Source organism: Thalassotalea eurytherma (assembly GCF_030161415.1).
Classification (GTDB): domain Bacteria; phylum Pseudomonadota; class Gammaproteobacteria; order Enterobacterales; family Alteromonadaceae; genus Thalassotalea_G; species Thalassotalea_G eurytherma.
The window spans coordinates 122,137-141,409 of the sequence record NZ_BSSU01000008.1 but is presented as its reverse complement, the minus strand read 5'-3'; the positions used below and the strand labels follow the sequence as shown (position 1 = coordinate 141,409).

The following is a 19,273-nucleotide window of genomic DNA, read 5'->3' as shown; positions in this document are numbered from 1 at the left end:
CTTTTGGTATTTTGGAGAAAATGAGGTGATTTCATTGGCTAAATAATGGGTTACAATAGGGAGACTTAAAGACAACACGATGATAGCGATGTTTACCGGTATAGTACAATCGAAAGCCCAAGTTTTTGCACTTAATACACAAAATAATCTTATGGCGTTAACTATAAGTTGTGATCCTATATATATCGACGGATTAGCAATAGGTGCAAGTGTTGCCATCAACGGTGTTTGTTTAACTGCCGTCGGCTTTGGTATGTTGGAAACAGGGCAAGCATATATTAAGTTTGATGTTATTGATGAAACATTAGCGGTGACAAATTTAGATTTGCTAGCGTTAGGTAGCTTTGTAAACTTAGAGCGTTCATTAAAAGCAGGTGATGAGATTGGCGGACACATGGTAAGCGGCCATATTCATTGCCAAGCACCTGTTATTCATATAGCTAAAACACTTGAAAATTGCGCGATTACGTTCGAAGTAAATGAAAATTGGCAACCGTATTTATTTAGTAAAGGGTTTGTCGCAATAAATGGCTGTAGCTTAACGCTTGGTAAGGTGACGGATAATCAATTTACCGTGCATTTAATTCCAGAAACCCTTTCACGGACAAATATTGGCTTATTAACGTTGGGCGATAAGGTTAATATTGAATGTGACCAGCAAACAATGACCATTGTTGAAACCGTTAAAAAGCTTAAACTATAAGGTTTAGCTAGAATACTTGTTCGTCGTCAGCGTCGATGGCGAGCTGAATTTTTTGGTTGTACTCATCAACATGCATATTGAGGTGGATTTCACAGCAACAAGCAGGGCAGTCGTCATAGTAATCTTGATCACCTGCTGTTGGATCTAAAGACAAAAATAAATGATGTCCACAATGAGGGCATTCCACGCGTTTTTCTTTCACAGATAGAGACATGCAGCCTCCTTAATTGCTTCACAAAGGCCTGTTAACCTTAAGTATGAACGGTTTTAAGTAATCTGCTAGTAACAAAAACTGATTAATTGCTAAGCACTTCAATTATAACTAAATTGAGTTTGAATTTAGCAACTACAAACTTCGTTGTTCGTGGAAAGCAATGACACGGTGGAATAATGCTTGTGCTTGCTTGATATAAATACCGCCAAACATATTGGCATGATTCAACACGTGGTAAAGGTTATAAATGTGTTTATTTTGCTCATAATGTGGGCTCAATGGGCTTATAGATTTGTAGCCTTGATAAAACTCGCTAGGAAAACTGCCAAATAGCTCTGTCATTGCGACGTCAACTTCACGATCACCATAATAACAAGCAGGGTCAAAAATTTGAGGCTGTTCGCCAATAAAACCAACGTTGCCATGCCATAAATCACCATGAACTAAGCTAGGCTGTATTTTATGGTGGCAGAGTAAATCATGACAAACTTGGCTTAAATAATCGATGTCGCCCAAATGAATCGACTTCTCGTTAAGTAACTGTAGCTGCCAACTAATACGTTTTTCAGCAAAAAATGTACTCCAATTACTACTCCATTGATTTAACTGAGGTGTATCTCCGATGAAGTTATCTTGATGCCAACCAAATTGTCCGTGGGCTGTTTCATTGTGTAGAGTTGCCAATTCAATGCCGAGCTGATGCCAATGCTCTGCAGTTGGTTGCGAAAAAGGCAACCATTGTAAAACAACAAAAGATTTATCTAGGCTAACATCAATACCAATAACGCCAGGTATGGTGTGTGGTGCAAATACTCGTAAATGATTTAAGCTATCTACTTCGGCTTCTAACTGCTCAAGTTTGTGTTTTGGCGCAATTTTTACGAAGTAACTATCTAGATTGGTCGATAACTTATAAGCCAAGCGGTTTTCACCACCCAATGATAATAATTCATGGCTAGCATTTGTCATTTCCTTGCCGGTATTCTCGGTGATCATGTCAGCAATGATTTTCCACATAGCCTATAGCATCCGTATAGATTAACTAAAAATAAGTATAGTGAATAACTTGGCGGTGTGTTGTTAGAATTTACTGAGCGTTACTCGCAGGGAATTGCCGCTGAACATTTTTCAACGTTTTGTGCATTGAACTCAGTGCAACACGGTTTGCAAGCCAAGACGGAATTTTTCCTTGAGGATCAGCCGAAACGTTGTAACAGATTGTAATAGCGTTATTTTCTATTGGCTTTATTGTCCAAGTCGCATGTTGCAATATAATGCGAATATAGCCTTTGTCGGCGGTAAAGCGCTTGCCTGCATCTGTTTGGGTGATAATAATAGTGCCGCTATTTTCTACGTAAATATCTGAATATACGAACGCTTGTCGTGGTTTTACTGGCCACATTCCCTTTATTGTGGTGCTCATGATAGACCGAGAAGGCGTGATTAACTCTATTGGGGTTACATGTTCTACATTATCTAGCCACTGCTGAATTTTGTCTGGAGAGGTTAAAAACTGTAGTGCTTGATGCGGTGAACCTTCAGTTTTTAAACAAGCATTTACCTCAAGTAGCTTAGTGTGTGTCGCTTGATTAAAGCGTATGTGAATATTGTCCTTGTTTTTGTATTCCTGCCAGCTATTTTTTTGGTCGTAGGCTTGGGTTTCAACGCTAGTTAAACAAGCAGATAAGATGCTGAAAAGACATAATATGAAGTGACTGTTTACACGATTTAAAAACATATTGTCTTATACCATTGCAATGCTAGATGAATTCACCTATATTGCCCGTTTATAACGAATAGTCAGCCGATTATTCGATTTTATTTAACATATTGCAACTGCAATAAAATATAAACATGTGGCATTACGTATGTGTCACCACTGTAAAGGAATCTTCATGCCTGTAATTACTCTCCCTGACGGTAGTCAACGTACTTTTGAAAACGCAGTATCTGTAATGGATGTTGCAGCTGATATTGGTCCTGGTTTAGCTAAAGCAACATTAGCTGGCCGCATTAACGGTGAACGCGTTGATGCGTGTGAAATGATCACCGACGATTGTGACCTACAGTTAATCACAGCAAAAGACGAAGACGGTCTAGAGATTATTCGTCACTCATGCGCTCATTTATTAGGTCATGCTATTAAGCAACTTTTCCCAGACGTAAAAATGGCGATTGGCCCAACAATCGACAATGGTTTCTACTATGACGTTGATTTAGACCAACCATTAAACGATGACGACTTAGCTAAAATTGAAAAGCGCATGCTTGAATTAGCTAAAACCAATTATCAAGTTGTTAAGAAAACTGTTTCTTGGCAAGAAGCGCGTGATACGTTTGAATCACGCGGAGAACCATACAAGATGGAAATCTTAGATCAGAACATTGAAAAAGATGACCGTCCGGGTTTATATCATCACGAAGAATATATTGACATGTGTCGTGGCCCACACGTACCAAGTATGAAGCATTGTCATCATTTTAAATTGATGAATGTTGCAGGTGCATACTGGCGTGGTGATTCAGACAACAAAATGTTGCAACGTATTTACGGTACAGCATGGGCTGATAAAAAGCAGTTAAAAGCTTATTTACAACGTTTAGCAGAAGCAGAAAAGCGTGATCACCGTAAAATTGGTAAAACATTAGACTTATTTCATTGGCAAACTGAAGCACCGGGTATGGTGTTTTGGCATAATGATGGCTGGACGATTTACACAGAACTAGAAAAATTCGTTCGTGAAAAGCTTCATGAGTACGATTACGATGAAGTAAAAGGCCCATTAATGATGGACCGCGTATTGTGGGAACGTTCTGGTCACTGGGACAAATACGCTGAAAACATGTTCACTACTGAGTCAGAGAAACGTGAATATGCAATCAAGCCAATGAACTGCCCAGGTCACGTACAAATTTTCAACCAAGGTTTGAAATCATACCGTGATCTACCATTACGTATGGCTGAATTTGGTTGTTGTCACCGTAACGAACCATCAGGTGCTTTACACGGTTTAATGCGTGTACGTGGTTTCACACAAGATGATGCACATATTTTCTGTACTGAAGAACAAGTACAAGATGAAGTGAAAAAGTGTATTGAAATGGTTTACGACGTATATAAAGCCTTTGGTTTTGAAGATATTTTAGTAAAACTTTCAACGCGCCCTGAAAAACGTATTGGCAGTGATGAAGTTTGGGATAAAGCTGAAGAAGGCTTAGCAAGTGCAATGAATGAGTTAGGTATTAAGTTTGAATACCTACCTGGTGAAGGTGCATTCTACGGTCCTAAAATTGAATTCACACTGCTCGATTGTTTAGGTCGTAACTGGCAATGTGGTACAGTGCAATTAGATTTTGCTTTACCAGGCCGCTTAGATGCAAGTTATGTCGGCGAAGATGGCGAAAAACATGTTCCTGTCATGATTCACCGCGCGATTTTAGGTTCATTAGAACGTTTCATCGGTATTATTATTGAAGAGTATGCGGGTAAATTACCAACTTGGTTATCGCCAACTCAAGCTGTTGTTATGAATATTACCGACAAACAGAGTGAATATTGTAATAAAGTTGTTAAAAAGTTAAAAGAAAACGGCTTTAGAGCAAAAGTAGACTTGAGAAATGAGAAAATAGGCTTTAAAATTCGCGAGCATACTTTAAAACGTGTACCATACTTACTTGTTGTTGGTGGCAAAGAGATGGAAAATGATGAAATTGCCATCAGAACACGCAGTGGTGAAGACCTTGGTAAGATGTCGGTAGATGCGTTTATCGAACAACTAGGCCAAGAAGTCGGTAACCGAACATTAGTATAATCAAATTTTTACAATCCAAACGTGGCTACGTGGCACGTTTGATTTTTATAAAGTTCTTTGGAGGAACAGGCTATTAAAGGTCAAAGAGGCGGTCAAAAAGAACCGGCACATCGTTTAAATGAATTAATTACAGCGTCAGAAATACGTTTGATTGGTTTAGAAGGTGAAGCTATTGGTATTGTTTCGTTAAACGAAGCAATGGATGAAGCAGAAAAGGCAGGTGTTGATTTAGTAGAAATTAGCCCAACTGCCAAACCTCCAGTATGTCGAGTCATGGACTACGGCAAGTTCCTTTACGAAAAAGCAAAGGAACAGAAAGAACAGCGTAAAAAGCAGAAACAAATTCAGGTTAAGGAAATTAAATTCCGTCCTGGTACAGATGAAGGCGATTATCAAGTTAAATTACGTAACTTGAGACGCTTTTTAGAAGGTGGTGACAAGGCTAAGGTAACGTTACGTTTCCGTGGTCGTGAAATGGCCCACCAAGAATTGGGAATAGACTTATTAACTCGCGTTAAGAAAGATCTAGAAGATATCGCATCATGTGAATTCTTCCCTCGTAGAGTGGAAGGTCGTCAGATGGTGATGGTACTCGCCCCAATCAAACGATAATACTTGGTCTTATAAAAGCAAACACGAAAGTGTTTCACCAACTTTATCGATTAACCGGTAATTGAGGCCGACAAGTAGAGCTTATCTTTATATGAAGCTCTCGCCCCTAATTACCAAATTTTAACGGCATAAATGGAGTAATATTTCATGCCTAAAATGAAAACTAACAAAGGCGCTGCAAAGCGCTTTAAAAAGACTGCCTCTGGTGGTTACAAGTGCAAACAAGCTGGTCTTCGTCATATTTTGACTAAGCGTCGTACAAAAGTAAAACGTCATCTTCGTGCTAAAAGCATGGTTGCTGCTTCAGATGTGAAAGCAGTTGATAAATTACTACGTAACGCTTAATTAGAGGAGATTAGCACATGGCAAGAGTAAAACGCGGTGTAGTTGCACGTCGTTCTCACAAGAAAGTTTTAAAGCAAGCTAAAGGTTACTACGGTGCTCGTAGTCGCGTATATCGCGTTGCTTTTCAGGCAGTTACTAAAGCTGGTCAATACGCATACCGTGACCGTCGTCAACGTAAGCGTCAATTCCGTCAACTATGGATTGCTCGTATCAACGCAGCATCTCGTCAAAATGGTTTATCTTACAGTCGTTTCATCAACGGCCTTAAGAAAGCATCTATCGAGATCGATCGTAAGATCTTAGCTGATATCGCTGTATACGACAAAGCAGCATTTGCTGTTTTAGTTGAAAAAGCACAAGCTGCTTTATAATCAGCTTTGAATATTAAAAAGGACGCTATTAGCGTCCTTTTTTCTTTCTTAACGATTAGTTTAGTGCTAATTAGCACTATTTCGGTGTCAAAAGTGCTCACATATACTTATATGTTCCGCGCTTTTTCCTTGAACTAGTACTAATTACCTGCAAACTAGTCAGCTAAGTAAGTTAGGAATAAAATTTATTGTTTTAATTTTAAATACTGAAATTAAGCCAATACATTTTAAAAATATCAAATAAAGGTTGAGTATGAGTCTTGCAGATCAAGTTCTAGCTGTTAATAACGATTTACCTATTCGTACCGACAAACCTGTGCATAGCGGTAAGGTGCGCAGTGTTTACTGGTTAACTGAAACTGATAGCCGTCGTTTAATTGAAGAAAAAGGTTATGATGTACCAGCTGATACGCCATTAGCTATTATGGTGATCAGTGACCGTATTTCTGCTTTTGATTGTATTTGGCAAGGCGAGGGTGGTTTGAAAGGTGTACCTGGCAAAGGTGCTGCGCTAAATGCGATTTCAAATCATTGGTTTAAGCTATTCAAAGAAAATGGTTTAGCAGATAGTCATATTCTAGATATTCCACACCCATTTGTATGGATTGTTCAAAAAGCTCAGCCAGTGATGATTGAAGCGATATGTCGTCAATATATCACTGGCTCTATGTGGCGTGCCTATGAAAAAGGTGAACGAGACTTTTGTGGCATTGAGTTACCTGAAGGGTTAACGCGTGATAGTAAGTTGACTGAACTTCTACAAACCCCGTCAACCAAAGGTGTATTAAAAGGTATCGACGGTGTTCCTGAAGCCGATGACGTTAATATTACACGTAAGAACATTGAGGATAACTTTGCCGCTTTTAACTTCAAATCGTTAGAAGATATTGCCTTATATGAAAAGTTATTAACTCAAGGTTTTGATCTCATCTCTGCGTCATTAGAAAAAATTGACCAAATTTTTGTTGATACAAAATTTGAATTTGGCTACGTCAAAGATACAAATGGTAACGACAAATTAATCTATATGGATGAAGTAGGTACACCTGATTCATCTCGTATATGGGATGGTGAAGCGTATCGCCAAGGTAATGTCATTGAAAACTCTAAAGAAGGCTTTAGACAATTATTGCTTAATCATTTCCCTGAACCGGACATCCTATTAAACAAAGAACGTATGGATGAAAGAGAAGCATTAGCGAATGATAATCCATTACCCGTTGATGTGTTAATGGCGGTATCAAAAACCTATACTGGTATTGCAGAAAAGATTACTGGTCAAAAGATTGAGTTGTCAGCAAATCCTAAAGCAGAAATTGTTACGATTTTACAAGAGCAATATCAGCTAGTTGATTAACATTTAATAGATACCTGCGTAAGTGGGTATCTATTATATTTGCTGTCATACCTGCGAAGGCAGGTATCTAATACTCAATTGTCATGCCTGCGAAGGCAGGTATCTATGTAAGTCATGAGATTGCGGCCTTCGCCACAATGACAGTGAAATGCCGCAATGACAGTGAAATACCACAATGATGGAAATTTTCGTCATACCTGCGCAGGCAGGTATCTAGATCTCCCACAGTCATACCTGTGAAGACAGGTATCTAATACTCAATTGTCATACCTGCGAAGGCAGGTATCTAACTATTCCACGTCTTTCCAAATATCTTCTGATTTTAACTTCAATGTTTTACGTGAAGTTTTCGGTTTCGACGCTGATGCATTAGGGTTTACATACAAGGTTTTTTCGCGTGGTGCTTTTGGCGAGCGTGTCGCTTTATGTTTCTTAGCAGGTTCAGCTTTACTATGATAAACCTTCTTATCTAACGACACGTTATCTTCTCGTGTGACGTCACTACGAAATTTTAGCTCCAAGCCTTTTAGCAAGTTACGCAACACTTGATCTTTACATTCTCGATAATGCTTATGATCTGGCTTACGGCTAAACGCACTTAGCTCACCTTTACTCAAATTAAAGCCAGCGCTTTTTAGCAGGTCAATAATGTCTTCTGCTTTTAAGTTATAAGCAATCTTTAACTTAATGAGAATTAAGTTGTTGTTTAACTTCTTTTCAGCAGGCATTTGTTTGCCTTCACGTTTTCCACGTTTCTGGTTTATCAAACCATTAAGAAATGTCGCAAATCTCACATCAGTTAAGTTAGCAAAATCATCGTCTTCTTCACGTTTTAGCCATTCAGTTACTTGCTGTTTAGTAACAAGCTCTTCGGCCTGTGCAAACGTATCAACCATTTGTTGATCTGTATAATTTAAAATGAAACGCAAGCGTCTAAAAATATCGTTATTATTCACGAATAAGTTGTCTCTTTAAAATAGCTAAAACAAAGCAAGTACTGCTTAATTGCAGGTTATTTTAACATGCTTTTACTGTGCTTGATGCAATGGTTCTAACAAATATTTTTTTTAAGTGGATTTAATTGCTTAATCTTTTGATAAAAACCGCATTTCCCCTACATTTTACATGAATTTTTGTGTAGAATCGTTAGCCATTTTTATTAACCTAATTGTCGATACAAACGTGCTAATAAATTTAGATTTTAGCCACGCCTTGTTGCATTGAGGAACTCATGAATTTAGACGACATTATATTGCAAGCTGAGCAAGCGGTTGCGCAAGCCACAACGCCTGTTGAGCTCGATGCAGTTCGCGTTAACTTTTTAGGCAAAAAAGGCCAGTTAACAGAACAAATGAAAAACTTAGGTAAATTACCTAAAGAAGAAAAGCCAAAAGCTGGTCAAGCAATTAACCAAGCTAAGCAACAAGTGCAAAAGCTTATTACAGAACGTGGTGAATTATTGCGTGCTGAAGAAATCAAAGCAAAATTAGCGGCAGAGTCAATCGACGTAACGTTACCTGGTAATACGAATGAGCTAGGTGGTTTACACCCAGTGACTCGCACGATTGAACGTATTGAAAGTTTCTTCACTGAATTAGGTTTTGAAATTAAAGCTGGTCCAGAAGTAGAAGACGATTTTCATAACTTTGATGCGTTAAATATTCCTGAGCATCACCCAGCACGCCAAGATCATGATACGTTTTATTTCAACCCAAAGTTAGTGTTGCGTACGCAAACATCAGGTGTTCAAATTCGTACGATGGAAGCTGAAAAGCCACCATTACGTATTATCTCTCCAGGCAAAGTATACCGTAACGATTACGACCAAACGCACACACCAATGTTCCATCAGGTTGAAGGTTTGCTCGTTGATAAAAATGTAAGCTTTACTCACCTAAAAGGTATTTTGCACGATTTCTTACATAATTTCTTTGAAGAAGATTTAGAAATCCGCTTCCGTCCATCTTACTTCCCGTTTACAGAGCCTTCAGCAGAAGTAGATGTTATGGGTAAAAATGGTAAATGGTTAGAGGTATTAGGTTGTGGCATGGTCCACCCAAATGTTCTTCGTTCGGTAGGTATCGACCCTGAAGAATATACCGGCTTTGCTTTTGGTATGGGTGTTGAACGTTTAACAATGCTTCGTTACGGCGTAAATGATTTACGTGCTTTCTTTGAAAACGATCTTCGTTTCTTAAAACAGTTTAAGTAGGACCTGCAATAATGAAATTTAGTGAATCTTGGTTACGTGAGTGGGTAAACCCTGCGAACAGCTCTTCCGAATTAGCGCATCAGATCACCATGGCAGGTTTAGAGGTTGACGGTGTTGACCCAGTTGCTGGTGAATTTACAGGTATTGTTGTTGGTGAAGTTGTTGAATGTGGTCAGCATCCTGATGCCGATAAACTTCAAGTAACAAAAATTAATGTTGGCGATGCGTCAACAGATGGCGAATTGATTGATATCGTTTGTGGAGCTAGCAACTGTCGTCAAGGCTTGAAAGTGGCAGTAGCTATGGTAGGCGCAGTGCTTCCTGGCAACTTTAAAATCAAAAAAGCCAAACTTCGTGGTCAACCATCTTTTGGTATGCTTTGTTCTGAATCTGAAATGGGTTTAGCAGATAGCTCAGATGGTATTATTGAATTACCAGCTGATGCGCCAATCGGTACTGATATTCGTGATTATTTAGATCTAAACGACAATACGATCGACGTTGATTTAACAGCTAACCGTGGAGATTGTTTAGGTATTAAAGGCCTAGCGCGTGAAGTAGGCGTACTTAATTCTCTACCTGTTAATGACGTAGAAATTAGCCCTGTAACACCAACGATTGATGATACGCGAGAAATTAAACTGTCAGCACCGCAAGCGTGTCCTCGATACTTAGGCCGTGTTATCAAGGGTATTAATGTTAACTCTATAACACCATTATGGATGGTAGAGAAGCTTCGTCGCTGTGGTGTTCGTTCAATTGACCCTGTCGTTGATGTAACAAACTACGTGTTGTTAGAGCTTGGTCATCCAATGCATGCTTTTGATTTAAACGCTATCGACGGCGCTATTGATGTTCGTTTTGCAAGCAAAGAAGAAAAGTTAACGTTATTAGACGAAAACGAAGTGACGCTTAAAGAAGAAACGTTAGTGATTGCAGATGACAACAAAGCATTAGCAATGGCGGGTATCTTTGGTGGCTTGCACTCAGGTGTTAATGCCGAGTCGAAAGATATCTTTTTAGAAAGCGCGTTCTTTGCTCCGTTAGCTATTTTAGGTAAAGCTCGTCAATACGGTTTGCATACTGATGCTTCACACCGTTACGAGCGCGGTGTTGATCCACAATTACAACGAGATGCAATGGAACGCGCTACGGCACTATTACTTGATATTGTTGGTGGTGAAGCAGGTCCTGTTGTGGAAGCTGTAGCGCAAGAACATATTCCAGCCGTTAAAAATGTAACTCTTCGTCGTGAAAAATTAGACCAACGTATTGGTTTGCATATTGAAACAGCGAAAGTAACCGAAATTTTAGAGCGATTAGGCTTTACCGTTAGCTTTGAAAATAATACTTGGGACGTATCGGTACCAGCATATCGTTTCGATATTTCAATTGAAGTTGATTTAATTGAAGAAGTTGTTCGTATCTTTGGTTACAACAATATTCCAAACGTATCACCAAGTGCTAACTTAACGATGCGTAACCATAATGAAGCAGCTTTGCCACTTACTCGAGTGCGTCAAACATTGGTTAATCGTGGTTTCCAAGAAGCTATCACGTATAGTTTTGTTGACCCTAAGGTTCAACAGCTATTGCATCCTGGTGCAGAGGTGATGACATTACCACATCCAATTTCTTCTGAAATGTCAGTGATGCGTTTAAGCTTATGGACAGGTTTACTTCAATCGGTTGCTTATAACCAGAATCGCCAGCAGTCTCGTGTACGTCTATTTGAAACAGGTTTACGTTTTGTGCCAGATGCATCTGCTGAAAATGGTGTTCGTCAAGATAACATGTTAGCAGGTGTTATTTGTGGTACCCAAAATGAAGAGCACTGGAACATGGAAAAGGCAGCAATTGATTTTTACGACCTAAAAGGTGACGTAGAAGCAATACTTTCCTTAACTGGTGAAGCAAGTGCATATCGCTTTGAAAAAGCTGAAATTGATGCGTTACACCCAGGTCAAACTGCAGCTATTTTCAAAGGTAATGAGCTTGTAGGCCATATAGGTACTGTGCATCCTGAGCTTGAGCGTAAGCTTGGGTTAAATGGTCGTACACTGGTTTTCGAAATTAATTTAGCGCCAGTTTTAAACAGAAAATTGCCATGGGCGAGTGAAATTTCTAAATTCCCAGCTAACCGTCGTGACATCGCTGTAATTGTTGAAGAACAAGTGGAAGCAAAAAAAGTGTTACAACTCATTGAAAATGTTGGCGGAAATTATTTAGTTGATCTAAACTTGTTCGATGTATACCAAGGTCAAGGTATTGAGCCTGGCTTCAAGAGCTTAGCAATTGCGATGACATTGCAAGATGTAGAGAAAACTCTTGAAGAAAAAGATATCAACGATGTTGTAGATCGAGTGGTAGATACCTTAAAAACTGAATTAAATGCATCATTGAGGGATTGATCCATGGCGCTAACCAAAGCTGAAGTGGCAGAACACCTGTGTAATAAAGTCGGATTAAGTAAACGCGACGCAAAAGATATCGTTGAAGTGTTTTTCGAAGAGATTCGTGAATCACTAGAAAACGGTGAGCAAGTAAAGCTTTCAGGTTTCGGCAATTTTGATTTACGAGAGAAAGCTGAACGCCCAGGCCGTAACCCTAAAACTGGTGAAGATATTCCAATCTCTGCTCGTAAGGTAGTAACGTTTAGGCCAGGTCAAAAGCTAAAAAGTCGCGTAGAAGACGGTAACAAGTAATTCTTTTAGCTTCGAAAGCGTTTGGTTAAGTGAAACAAAAGACCGCTATGGCGGTCTTTTTTATGCCCGAAAAATAATTAGAAAGAATCATGAGACGCACAAACTATCCAGATCATGAAGTAGACCAATTAAACTGGCGAGTATTAAAACTCGTATATCCTTATTTGCTTGAGTTTAAGTGGCGTATATCGATTGCTGTTATTTGCTTAATTTTAGCAAAGGTCGCCAGTGTTTATTTGCCGTTTGTACTTAAAGACGTTGTAGATACGCTAGACAGTAGTGTTGAAAACAACCTCATGCTGGTGCCTTTTGGCTTAGTAGCAGCCTACGGACTGGCACGTTTATCTGTTGTACTTTTTGGTGAAATCAGAGATACCTTGTTTGGCCGAGTAACAGAGCGAGCAATACGTCGCATTGGCTTAAAGGTATTTAAACACCTTCATAGCTTAGAGCTTGCCTTCCATTTAAACCGTCAAACAGGCGGGATTTCGAGAGATATTGATCGCGGAAACTCAGGTATTAGCTTTTTAATGCGCTTCATGGTGTTTAATATCGTGCCAACGTTATTAGAGATTGCCATGGTTATTGGCGTACTGTTTTTTAAATACCACTGGGGTTTTGCCGCTATCACGGCTACGTCTATCACGTTTTATATTAGTTACACCATCTATGCAACTGAGTGGCGTACAGGGTTTATTCGTGCAGCAAACAAAGCCGATTCGTCCTCTAATACACGGGCTATAGATAGTTTGCTTAACTACGAAACAGTTAAATATTTTAACAACGAAGACTATGAAGCAAATCGCTACGACGCGCAGCTTGCTCAATGGGAAAAAGCCAAAACGCAAAACAGATTGTCACTATTTGCCTTAAATGGCGGGCAAGCAACAATAGTCGCTGTTGCGATGACCTCTATGTTAGCGTTGGCTGCTCATCAAGTTGTCCATAATCATATGACGTTGGGTGATTTTGTCTTAATCAATGCCTTTATGATGCAACTTTTTATGCCACTTAACTTTCTTGGCTTTGTTTATCGGGAAATTAAAGGATCACTTGCCAATATCGAGGGCATGTTTAGCTTGCTACAAAAGCAGCCAGCAGTTACCGATAAAGCTAATGCAAAAGCATTAACAGTAGACACAAGTGCGATTTCTTTTGAGGACGTTACATTTGGCTATCATAAAGATCGTGACGTATTAAAAGGTATCAGCTTTGATGTACTTGCTGGGCAGAAAGTCGCGATTGTTGGTGATAGTGGTTCGGGGAAATCGACGATTGTTAAGTTACTGTTTCGGTTTTACGATACAGCAAAAGGGCGGATCGCAATTGATGATCAGGCGGTTGATGACGTAACGCAGAATTCATTGCGTCAGCATATTGGAATTGTGCCGCAAGATACCGTTTTATTTAACGATTCTATTTTTGAAAATGTGCGATATGGCAAGCCAGATGCGTCTGATGCAGATGTTCGTATGGCATTGAAAATGGCATATCTTGATGATTTAATCTCTAAATTACCTGATGGTGAACATACCATGGTAGGCGAGCGTGGATTGAAACTTTCTGGTGGTGAAAAACAGCGCGTTGCAATCGCCCGAACGTTGTTAAAAAATCCAGAGATTTGGGTTTTTGATGAAGCAACAAGTGCACTTGACAGTTATGCTGAACAAGAAATTTTGAAGGCTATTCGTTCCGTTGCCCGCGATAAAACCACTTTAGTTATTGCTCACCGATTATCAACGGTTACCGATGCCGATATCATTTTGGTGATGTCTGATGGTAAAATTGTAGAGCAGGGCAGTCATCATGAACTTCTAGCGCTGCAAGAACGTTATTTTAATATGTGGCAACTTCAACAAACATCGTAGTACCTTATGTCATTAAAATTTTTACCCTCACATCAACCGGTTATTGATGTCACGAAACATTGGCTATTCGATATTGTTATTGGCTTAAATTTTTGCCCGTTCGCAAAAAAAGAGTGGCTTAATAATACCATTGGTTATTGTGTAGACGATGCCGCTGCAATAACGCCGGCAATCGATCATTTATTAACGCAATGCGATAACATGGCGAGCAATAATCAAATTGAAACAAGCTTGATGATATACTCGAAAGGCTTTAGTGACTTTGATGAATATCTTGATTTGTTAGACCTCGCTCAACAGTATTTAATTAATGCTGGCTTTGAAGGCGTGTTTCAATTAGCGAGTTTTCATCCTCATTATTGTTTTGATGGCTTAACTGATGATGATGTAGAAAACTATACCAATCGTTCTCCTTATCCAATGCTCCATATCATTCGAGAAGAGAGTATGGCGAAAGTGCTCAGCGTTTATAAGAATCCAGAACAAATACCAGAAGATAATATGGTGATTGCAAAAGATAAAGGCACTGCGTTTTTTCAACAGTACCTTCTCAACAAGGACGACTAACGGATGGAGCAGTATATTCAAGAGTTTCTTGTTATTGCACTTGTCCATTTGTTGGCCGTTGCAAGTCCAGGTCCTGATTTTGCGATTATTTTGAAACAAAGTATTCAACATGGGCGAAAAACAGCGCTATATACTAGTGCTGGCATTGGGTGTGGGATATTAGTGCACGTGATTTATTCACTTGTCGGTATTGGATTAATCATTGCGACAACGCCAAGTTTACTCAGTGGGTTAAAGTATATTGCAGCAGCTTATTTTTTATATATTGCGTGGCATGGTCTTCGTGCTAAAGCGCCAGCAACCAATACTCAGCAAGATAATGAAGTTGAACGATTAGCCGTTGATAGGAAAGCGCCTAGCAATAGAAAAGCATTTACCACAGGCTTTCTGATCAATGCGCTAAATGTAAAGGCGACCCTTTTCTTTGTTAGTTTGTTCTCAATGGTTATTTCTATTGATACGCCAACGTCAATTAAAGCTACTTATGGGCTTTATATGGCCATAGCAACGGGTCTTTGGTTTAGTGGACTATCACTGGTGTTAAGTCATCATAAAATTCGAAACAAAATCATGAGCAAAGGCTACTGGTTGGATCGAATAATGGGCTTAGTGTTATTAATTCTTGCCATTGAATTAGTGGTAAGTGATATCGGTTAGCATTTAGTTAACATAGTTTTTTTGTTATGATTTTCTTAATTTATCTTAGTAGGTGTTGTTAGTGGATAAAATCTCAGTTGTTCATGTTGGCGGTAGTGTTGAACAAGCATTAAAAGGCGAATACCGTATTAAGCCTAAAGAAGTATTGTTAGAGGCTTGGCGAAATACCATTAAAAGTAGGGCATCTATTAATGGCGCATTGTTGATTGTTTTAGTTATTGGTATGTTTGCGACAATGGTGCTGGCAGAATTTCTTGGTGGTTTAGAGGTTGTCAATGCTGATCCTCAGCGCTTATCTATCTTAAATCTTGCTGTCACTATTATCATTTGGCCGTTTCTTGCAGGTGTTGAAATGATGGGTATTTTTCAAGTTATTGGATTAAATACCAGAGCAAAACAAGTGTTCTCCTTTCTAAAACGTGGTAGTTGGGTTGCCGTTGCCGCACTTCTAAGCTCAGTTTTAGTTGGCTTAGGTTTACAACTCTTTATTGTACCGGGTATTTTTCTCGCTGTTTGTTTCTCCTTGATTGTGCCATTAGTTATCGATAAGAAACTATCACCACTACAAGCAATTGTGCTGTCAATCAAAGCATTGCGTTTCCAGTGGTTTAATATTTTTGCGGTTTATTTACCGCTCGCTTTAGCCTTAGTGCTGATTATTTTGCCTTTTGCTCAAACATCATCGGCTGGCTCTGCAATGTTTGGCTTTGTATTCTTTCTTTTTGCTATGAGTTATCTCGCACCTATGTACTTTCATGCAAAAGGGATATTATATCGTGAAATTTTTGGAATTACCGTGAATGGACAAGCAACGACTACGGTATCTGATTCAGGAACGTTTGACGCATAAATGAAAAAGTTTAGTGTTAAAGCTTTAGCTATTGCCGTATTTGCAGTGGTTTTAGCTTACCCTTTTACTAAGCCAACAACCGCACCGCAAAGTGAGGTTGCACCATCGCCTGATGCTATGGAAAAAGAAGATAAGCAGGCGATAAAAATCAACCAGAAAAAAGAACATGAAAAAGAGCAACCATATACCGGAAAAGTACCTAACTTTGCTCAATACAAAGATGTTAAGCAGAAAAAGACGGCATTCTTTAACTACTTAAGACCTGTTGTTGAAAATCAAAACCAACAAATTTTAGCTCAACGCACTCAGCTATTAACGCTAGCTGAAAAGCTCGGTTTGGAAGAGATCTTAACCGATCAAGAAATTCAATGGCTTGATGATTTAGCTAAACAATACCGAGTAAGGAATATCGACTCGCCTATGTTGCAAATTCAACACCTACAAAAACGTGTTGATGTAGTGCCGGTAGAGCTTGTTCTTGTTCAAGGTGCTAATGAATCAGCTTGGGGAACTTCTCGATTTGCTCGTGAAGGTTTAAATCTGTTTGGTATGTGGTGCTATCAAAAAGGTTGTGGCATGGTGCCGAATTCTCGTACTGAAGGGCTAACCCATGAAGTGGCTTCCTATGAAACGCTTGAGGAAACCGTAGCGGCGTATTTGCGTAACTTAAACACCAACAATGCGTATTTGGTGTTTCGGAGTATTAGAGAGCAGCTAAGAGCGTCAGAGCAGCCATTAACTGCAGAGATATTAGCAACCGGACTATTACCGTATTCTGAACGTGGTAGTGACTATGTTTTAGAGTTAACGAATATGCTCAGACATAACCAGGCGTTTTTTAACGGCGCCGAAACAGCGCCGTAAGGTTATTTAGCATTTATTAAAGTGTTACTTTAATCATCGCACTAACAACACTCTCATCATCTAAACCACTAATTCCGTATTTATTGTTCCAATACGAATATTCAATACCCGCTTCAAAATGACCTGGCTTTTCAAAGTAATGACCCACATCAACTAGTAACTGTGGGTTGAAGTGAAATTCCGATTCGTGATCGTCGGCAGCACTAGACCAATCGAAGAAACCATTAAAACTTACTTTGTGATTAGCCGATGGGAAGTTATAACCCCATGACATCGTCAGTTGGTAATCGTCGTCAATATTGTCATTGTTGGCATAATAAACATTTGCTTTAACAAATGTGAAGTGCGGAATCGCTAAGTCTGTACCTATGCCAACCAAAACATTATCAAAACTACCGAAAGTATCTGATGACATCTCAAAGGTAGTTGCGAGGTAGGTGTCTTTGATAATGCCGAAAGACATGTCTTTACCGAATGCGTAAGATAAGCTTAAACGTGGTGATATTTCACCGTATGTGCCTTTAAATTCAGGGGTTTCATTGTCAGCATCGGCTAAAGTGCGGTCGGCAAATAGAAATAAATCACCCCAGTTATGACCAGAGACATGTTCAAAAGTAAACACATCAATAGAATCATTGGTTAACACTTCAAAGTCTGAAGTATTCTTTAAGTAACTAAAGCTATTGCTACTCCATAGAGTCTCTGCAGTTACGTTACCAGAAAGCGCAAGCGGCAGGGCAGCGATTAGAGACGAAAGTTGTGCATTTTTCATGTGTTTATCCAAAGAAAGCAAATTTTAATACAAACAATAATGCTAAAAATAGCACACTGATATTTAGCGACTTGAACTCGCCGCTGAAAATGCGAACGAGAGCGTATGAAATAAAACCAAAGGCAATACCATGGGCAATAGAAAACGTTAATGGCATTGTGATGCATATCACGGCTACAGGCACGGCTTCGGATAGATCATCCCAATCGATATGAACTAAACCAGCCAACATCAGAACGGCGACATAAAACAGCGGGCCAGATGTTGCAAATGCTGGAATCATGCCGGCAAGCGGTGAGAAAAATAATGAGAGTAAGAATAAACCACCCACGACTACTGCAGTTAAGCCCGTTCGGCCACCAGCAGCTACACCTGCTGTACTTTCAACATAACTTGTCGTGGTAGAGGTACCTAACATTGAACCAGCTACCGTTGCGCTAGAGTCAGCAAGCAGTGCTTTGCCTAATCGGGGTAATGTACCGTCTTTGGCAAGTAAGTTACCGCGCTGTGCAACCGCGATTAACGTACCTGATGTATCAAACAAATCAACAAATAAGAAGGCAAAGACAACACTTATCATGCCAATTTCAAGCGCACCAGAGATATCTAAAGCCATAAAGGTTGGTGCTAAACTTGGTGGCATTGACATTATACCGCCATATTGCACTTTACCTATGAGCAGGCCTAACGCAGTAATTGCCAAAATAGAAATCATTACTGCACCATTTATGCCGCGCTTTGCTAAACCAACGATTAAGAATAAACCGATGGCCGCTAAAATAGGCTCAGGAGCGGTAACATCGCCCAAAGTTACGAATGTTGCTGGATTATCAACGACAAAACCCGCATTTTTCAATGAAATAAATGCTAGGAATAAGCCGATACCTGCTGCAATACCAAAGCGCAATGATTGCGGAATAGAATTGATTATCCATTCTCTGATATTAAATAAACTTAACACGGTAAAAATAATACCTGAGAAGAATACACCACCAAGCGCTACTTCCCAGCTATAACCCATGTCTAATACCACGGTATAGGTGAAAAAAGCGTTCAATCCCATCCCAGGTGCAAGTGCTATTGGGTAATTAGCAACAAAGCCCATAATGAAACAACCAATAGCAGCTGCTAAACAGGTTGCGACAAAAACTGCGTCTCTATCCATGCCTGCATCAGATAGCATTGCTGGGTTAATAAAAATAATATAGGCCATTGTTAGGAATGTCGTTATTCCCGCAATGACCTCTTTTTTAATGGTGGTATTGTGCTCGGTTAATTGAAACCATTTTTCAAGCATGGTGTTTGCCTTTTGATAAACAAAGTAAATGTAAAAAGTATCTCGAGTTCACCGAATAGGTGAACTT

20 protein-coding genes are annotated in these 19,273 nt (G+C 39.4%); 14 read left to right on the top strand and 6 right to left on the bottom strand.

All coding sequences use genetic code 11. The annotated features are described in order from the left end of the window. Nucleotides 1-79: 79 nt before the first annotated feature. Nucleotides 80-703 carry a riboflavin synthase subunit alpha gene (locus tag QQK02_RS09090; RefSeq protein WP_407705034.1) on the top strand — a complete coding sequence of 208 codons (624 nt, stop codon included), beginning with the start codon at nt 80-82 and terminating at the stop codon, nt 701-703. A 7-nt stretch (nt 704-710) separates the two neighbouring features. Here QQK02_RS09090 and QQK02_RS09085 read toward each other — a convergent pair whose 3' ends face one another. From QQK02_RS09085 to QQK02_RS09075, 3 genes are all read right to left on the bottom strand, one after another. After that, nucleotides 711-917: a CPXCG motif-containing cysteine-rich protein gene (locus tag QQK02_RS09085; RefSeq protein ID WP_407705033.1), complete on the bottom strand. Its 207-nt coding sequence runs from the start codon at nt 915-917 to the stop codon at nt 711-713. A 132-nt stretch (nt 918-1,049) separates the two neighbouring features. Next, on the bottom strand, nt 1,050-1,934 hold the full coding sequence (locus QQK02_RS09080; RefSeq protein WP_284207686.1) for a fructosamine kinase family protein: 885 nt from the start codon (nt 1,932-1,934) through the stop codon (nt 1,050-1,052). A 70-nt stretch (nt 1,935-2,004) separates the two neighbouring features. Then, nucleotides 2,005-2,655: an START domain-containing protein gene (locus QQK02_RS09075; protein ID WP_284207685.1), complete on the bottom strand. Its 651-nt coding sequence runs from the start codon at nt 2,653-2,655 to the stop codon at nt 2,005-2,007. A 157-nt stretch (nt 2,656-2,812) separates the two neighbouring features. Here QQK02_RS09075 and thrS point away from each other — a divergent pair, with 157 nt between their 5' ends. The 5 genes from thrS to QQK02_RS09050 all read left to right on the top strand — a co-directional run bounded on the left by thrS (nt 2,813) and on the right by QQK02_RS09050 (nt 7,414). Beyond that, the gene (gene thrS, locus QQK02_RS09070; RefSeq protein WP_284207684.1) at nt 2,813-4,729 is read left to right on the top strand and encodes a threonine--tRNA ligase; all 1,917 of its coding nucleotides are present in this window, start codon (nt 2,813-2,815) and stop codon (nt 4,727-4,729) included. Between the two features lie 57 nt (nt 4,730-4,786). Continuing rightward, nucleotides 4,787-5,341, top strand: coding sequence for a translation initiation factor IF-3 (infC, locus tag QQK02_RS09065; protein WP_284207683.1), 555 nt, complete (start codon nt 4,787-4,789; stop codon nt 5,339-5,341). Between the two features lie 147 nt (nt 5,342-5,488). Continuing rightward, on the top strand, nt 5,489-5,686 hold the full coding sequence (gene rpmI / locus QQK02_RS09060; protein WP_193021437.1) for a 50S ribosomal protein L35: 198 nt from the start codon (nt 5,489-5,491) through the stop codon (nt 5,684-5,686). Nucleotides 5,687-5,703: 17 nt separating this feature from the next. Beyond that, complete coding sequence (gene rplT, locus QQK02_RS09055) at nt 5,704-6,057, top strand: 50S ribosomal protein L20 (RefSeq protein ID WP_284207682.1); 354 nt, start codon at nt 5,704-5,706, stop codon at nt 6,055-6,057. Nucleotides 6,058-6,310: 253 nt separating this feature from the next. After that, entirely contained in the window at nt 6,311-7,414 is a 1,104-nt protein-coding gene (locus tag QQK02_RS09050; RefSeq protein ID WP_284207681.1) for a phosphoribosylaminoimidazolesuccinocarboxamide synthase, read from the top strand. A 290-nt stretch (nt 7,415-7,704) separates the two neighbouring features. Here the strand turns inward: QQK02_RS09050 and QQK02_RS09045 are convergent, their stop codons facing one another. Further along, nucleotides 7,705-8,370 carry a YehS family protein gene (locus tag QQK02_RS09045; RefSeq protein WP_322790604.1) on the bottom strand — a complete coding sequence of 222 codons (666 nt, stop codon included), beginning with the start codon at nt 8,368-8,370 and terminating at the stop codon, nt 7,705-7,707. 275 nt (nt 8,371-8,645) lie between these two features. On the opposite strand from QQK02_RS09045, the gene pheS reads away from it, so the two are divergent. From pheS to QQK02_RS09005, 8 genes are all read left to right on the top strand, one after another. Continuing rightward, nucleotides 8,646-9,626, top strand: a complete 981-nt coding sequence (gene pheS / locus QQK02_RS09040; RefSeq protein WP_284207680.1) for a phenylalanine--tRNA ligase subunit alpha — start codon at nt 8,646-8,648, stop codon at nt 9,624-9,626. Nucleotides 9,627-9,637: 11 nt separating this feature from the next. Further along, entirely contained in the window at nt 9,638-12,037 is a 2,400-nt protein-coding gene (gene pheT, locus QQK02_RS09035; protein ID WP_284207679.1) for a phenylalanine--tRNA ligase subunit beta, read from the top strand. A gap of 3 nt (nt 12,038-12,040) precedes the next feature. Next, entirely contained in the window at nt 12,041-12,331 is a 291-nt protein-coding gene (locus QQK02_RS09030; protein WP_284207678.1) for an integration host factor subunit alpha, read from the top strand. An 89-nt stretch (nt 12,332-12,420) separates the two neighbouring features. After that, nucleotides 12,421-14,199: an ABCB family ABC transporter ATP-binding protein/permease gene (locus QQK02_RS09025; protein ID WP_284207677.1), complete on the top strand. Its 1,779-nt coding sequence runs from the start codon at nt 12,421-12,423 to the stop codon at nt 14,197-14,199. Between the two features lie 6 nt (nt 14,200-14,205). Then, complete coding sequence (locus QQK02_RS09020; protein ID WP_284207676.1) at nt 14,206-14,766, top strand: DUF1415 domain-containing protein; 561 nt, start codon at nt 14,206-14,208, stop codon at nt 14,764-14,766. A 3-nt stretch (nt 14,767-14,769) separates the two neighbouring features. Continuing rightward, nucleotides 14,770-15,423, top strand: coding sequence for a LysE family translocator (locus QQK02_RS09015; protein ID WP_284207675.1), 654 nt, complete (start codon nt 14,770-14,772; stop codon nt 15,421-15,423). Between the two features lie 61 nt (nt 15,424-15,484). Next, nucleotides 15,485-16,273, top strand: a complete 789-nt coding sequence (locus QQK02_RS09010) for a hypothetical protein (protein ID WP_284207674.1) — start codon at nt 15,485-15,487, stop codon at nt 16,271-16,273. Continuing rightward, the gene (locus tag QQK02_RS09005) at nt 16,274-17,137 is read left to right on the top strand and encodes a glucosaminidase domain-containing protein (protein WP_284207673.1); all 864 of its coding nucleotides are present in this window, start codon (nt 16,274-16,276) and stop codon (nt 17,135-17,137) included. A gap of 16 nt (nt 17,138-17,153) precedes the next feature. Here the strand turns inward: QQK02_RS09005 and QQK02_RS09000 are convergent, their stop codons facing one another. Together QQK02_RS09000 and QQK02_RS08995 are read right to left on the bottom strand one after the other, a co-directional pair. Further along, nucleotides 17,154-17,909, bottom strand: coding sequence for an outer membrane protein OmpK (locus QQK02_RS09000; RefSeq protein ID WP_284207672.1), 756 nt, complete (start codon nt 17,907-17,909; stop codon nt 17,154-17,156). A 4-nt stretch (nt 17,910-17,913) separates the two neighbouring features. Then, a complete protein-coding gene (locus QQK02_RS08995) occupies nt 17,914-19,206 on the bottom strand; it encodes an NCS2 family permease (protein ID WP_284207671.1) in 1,293 nt (430 codons plus the stop codon). Nucleotides 19,207-19,273 lie beyond the last annotated feature (67 nt).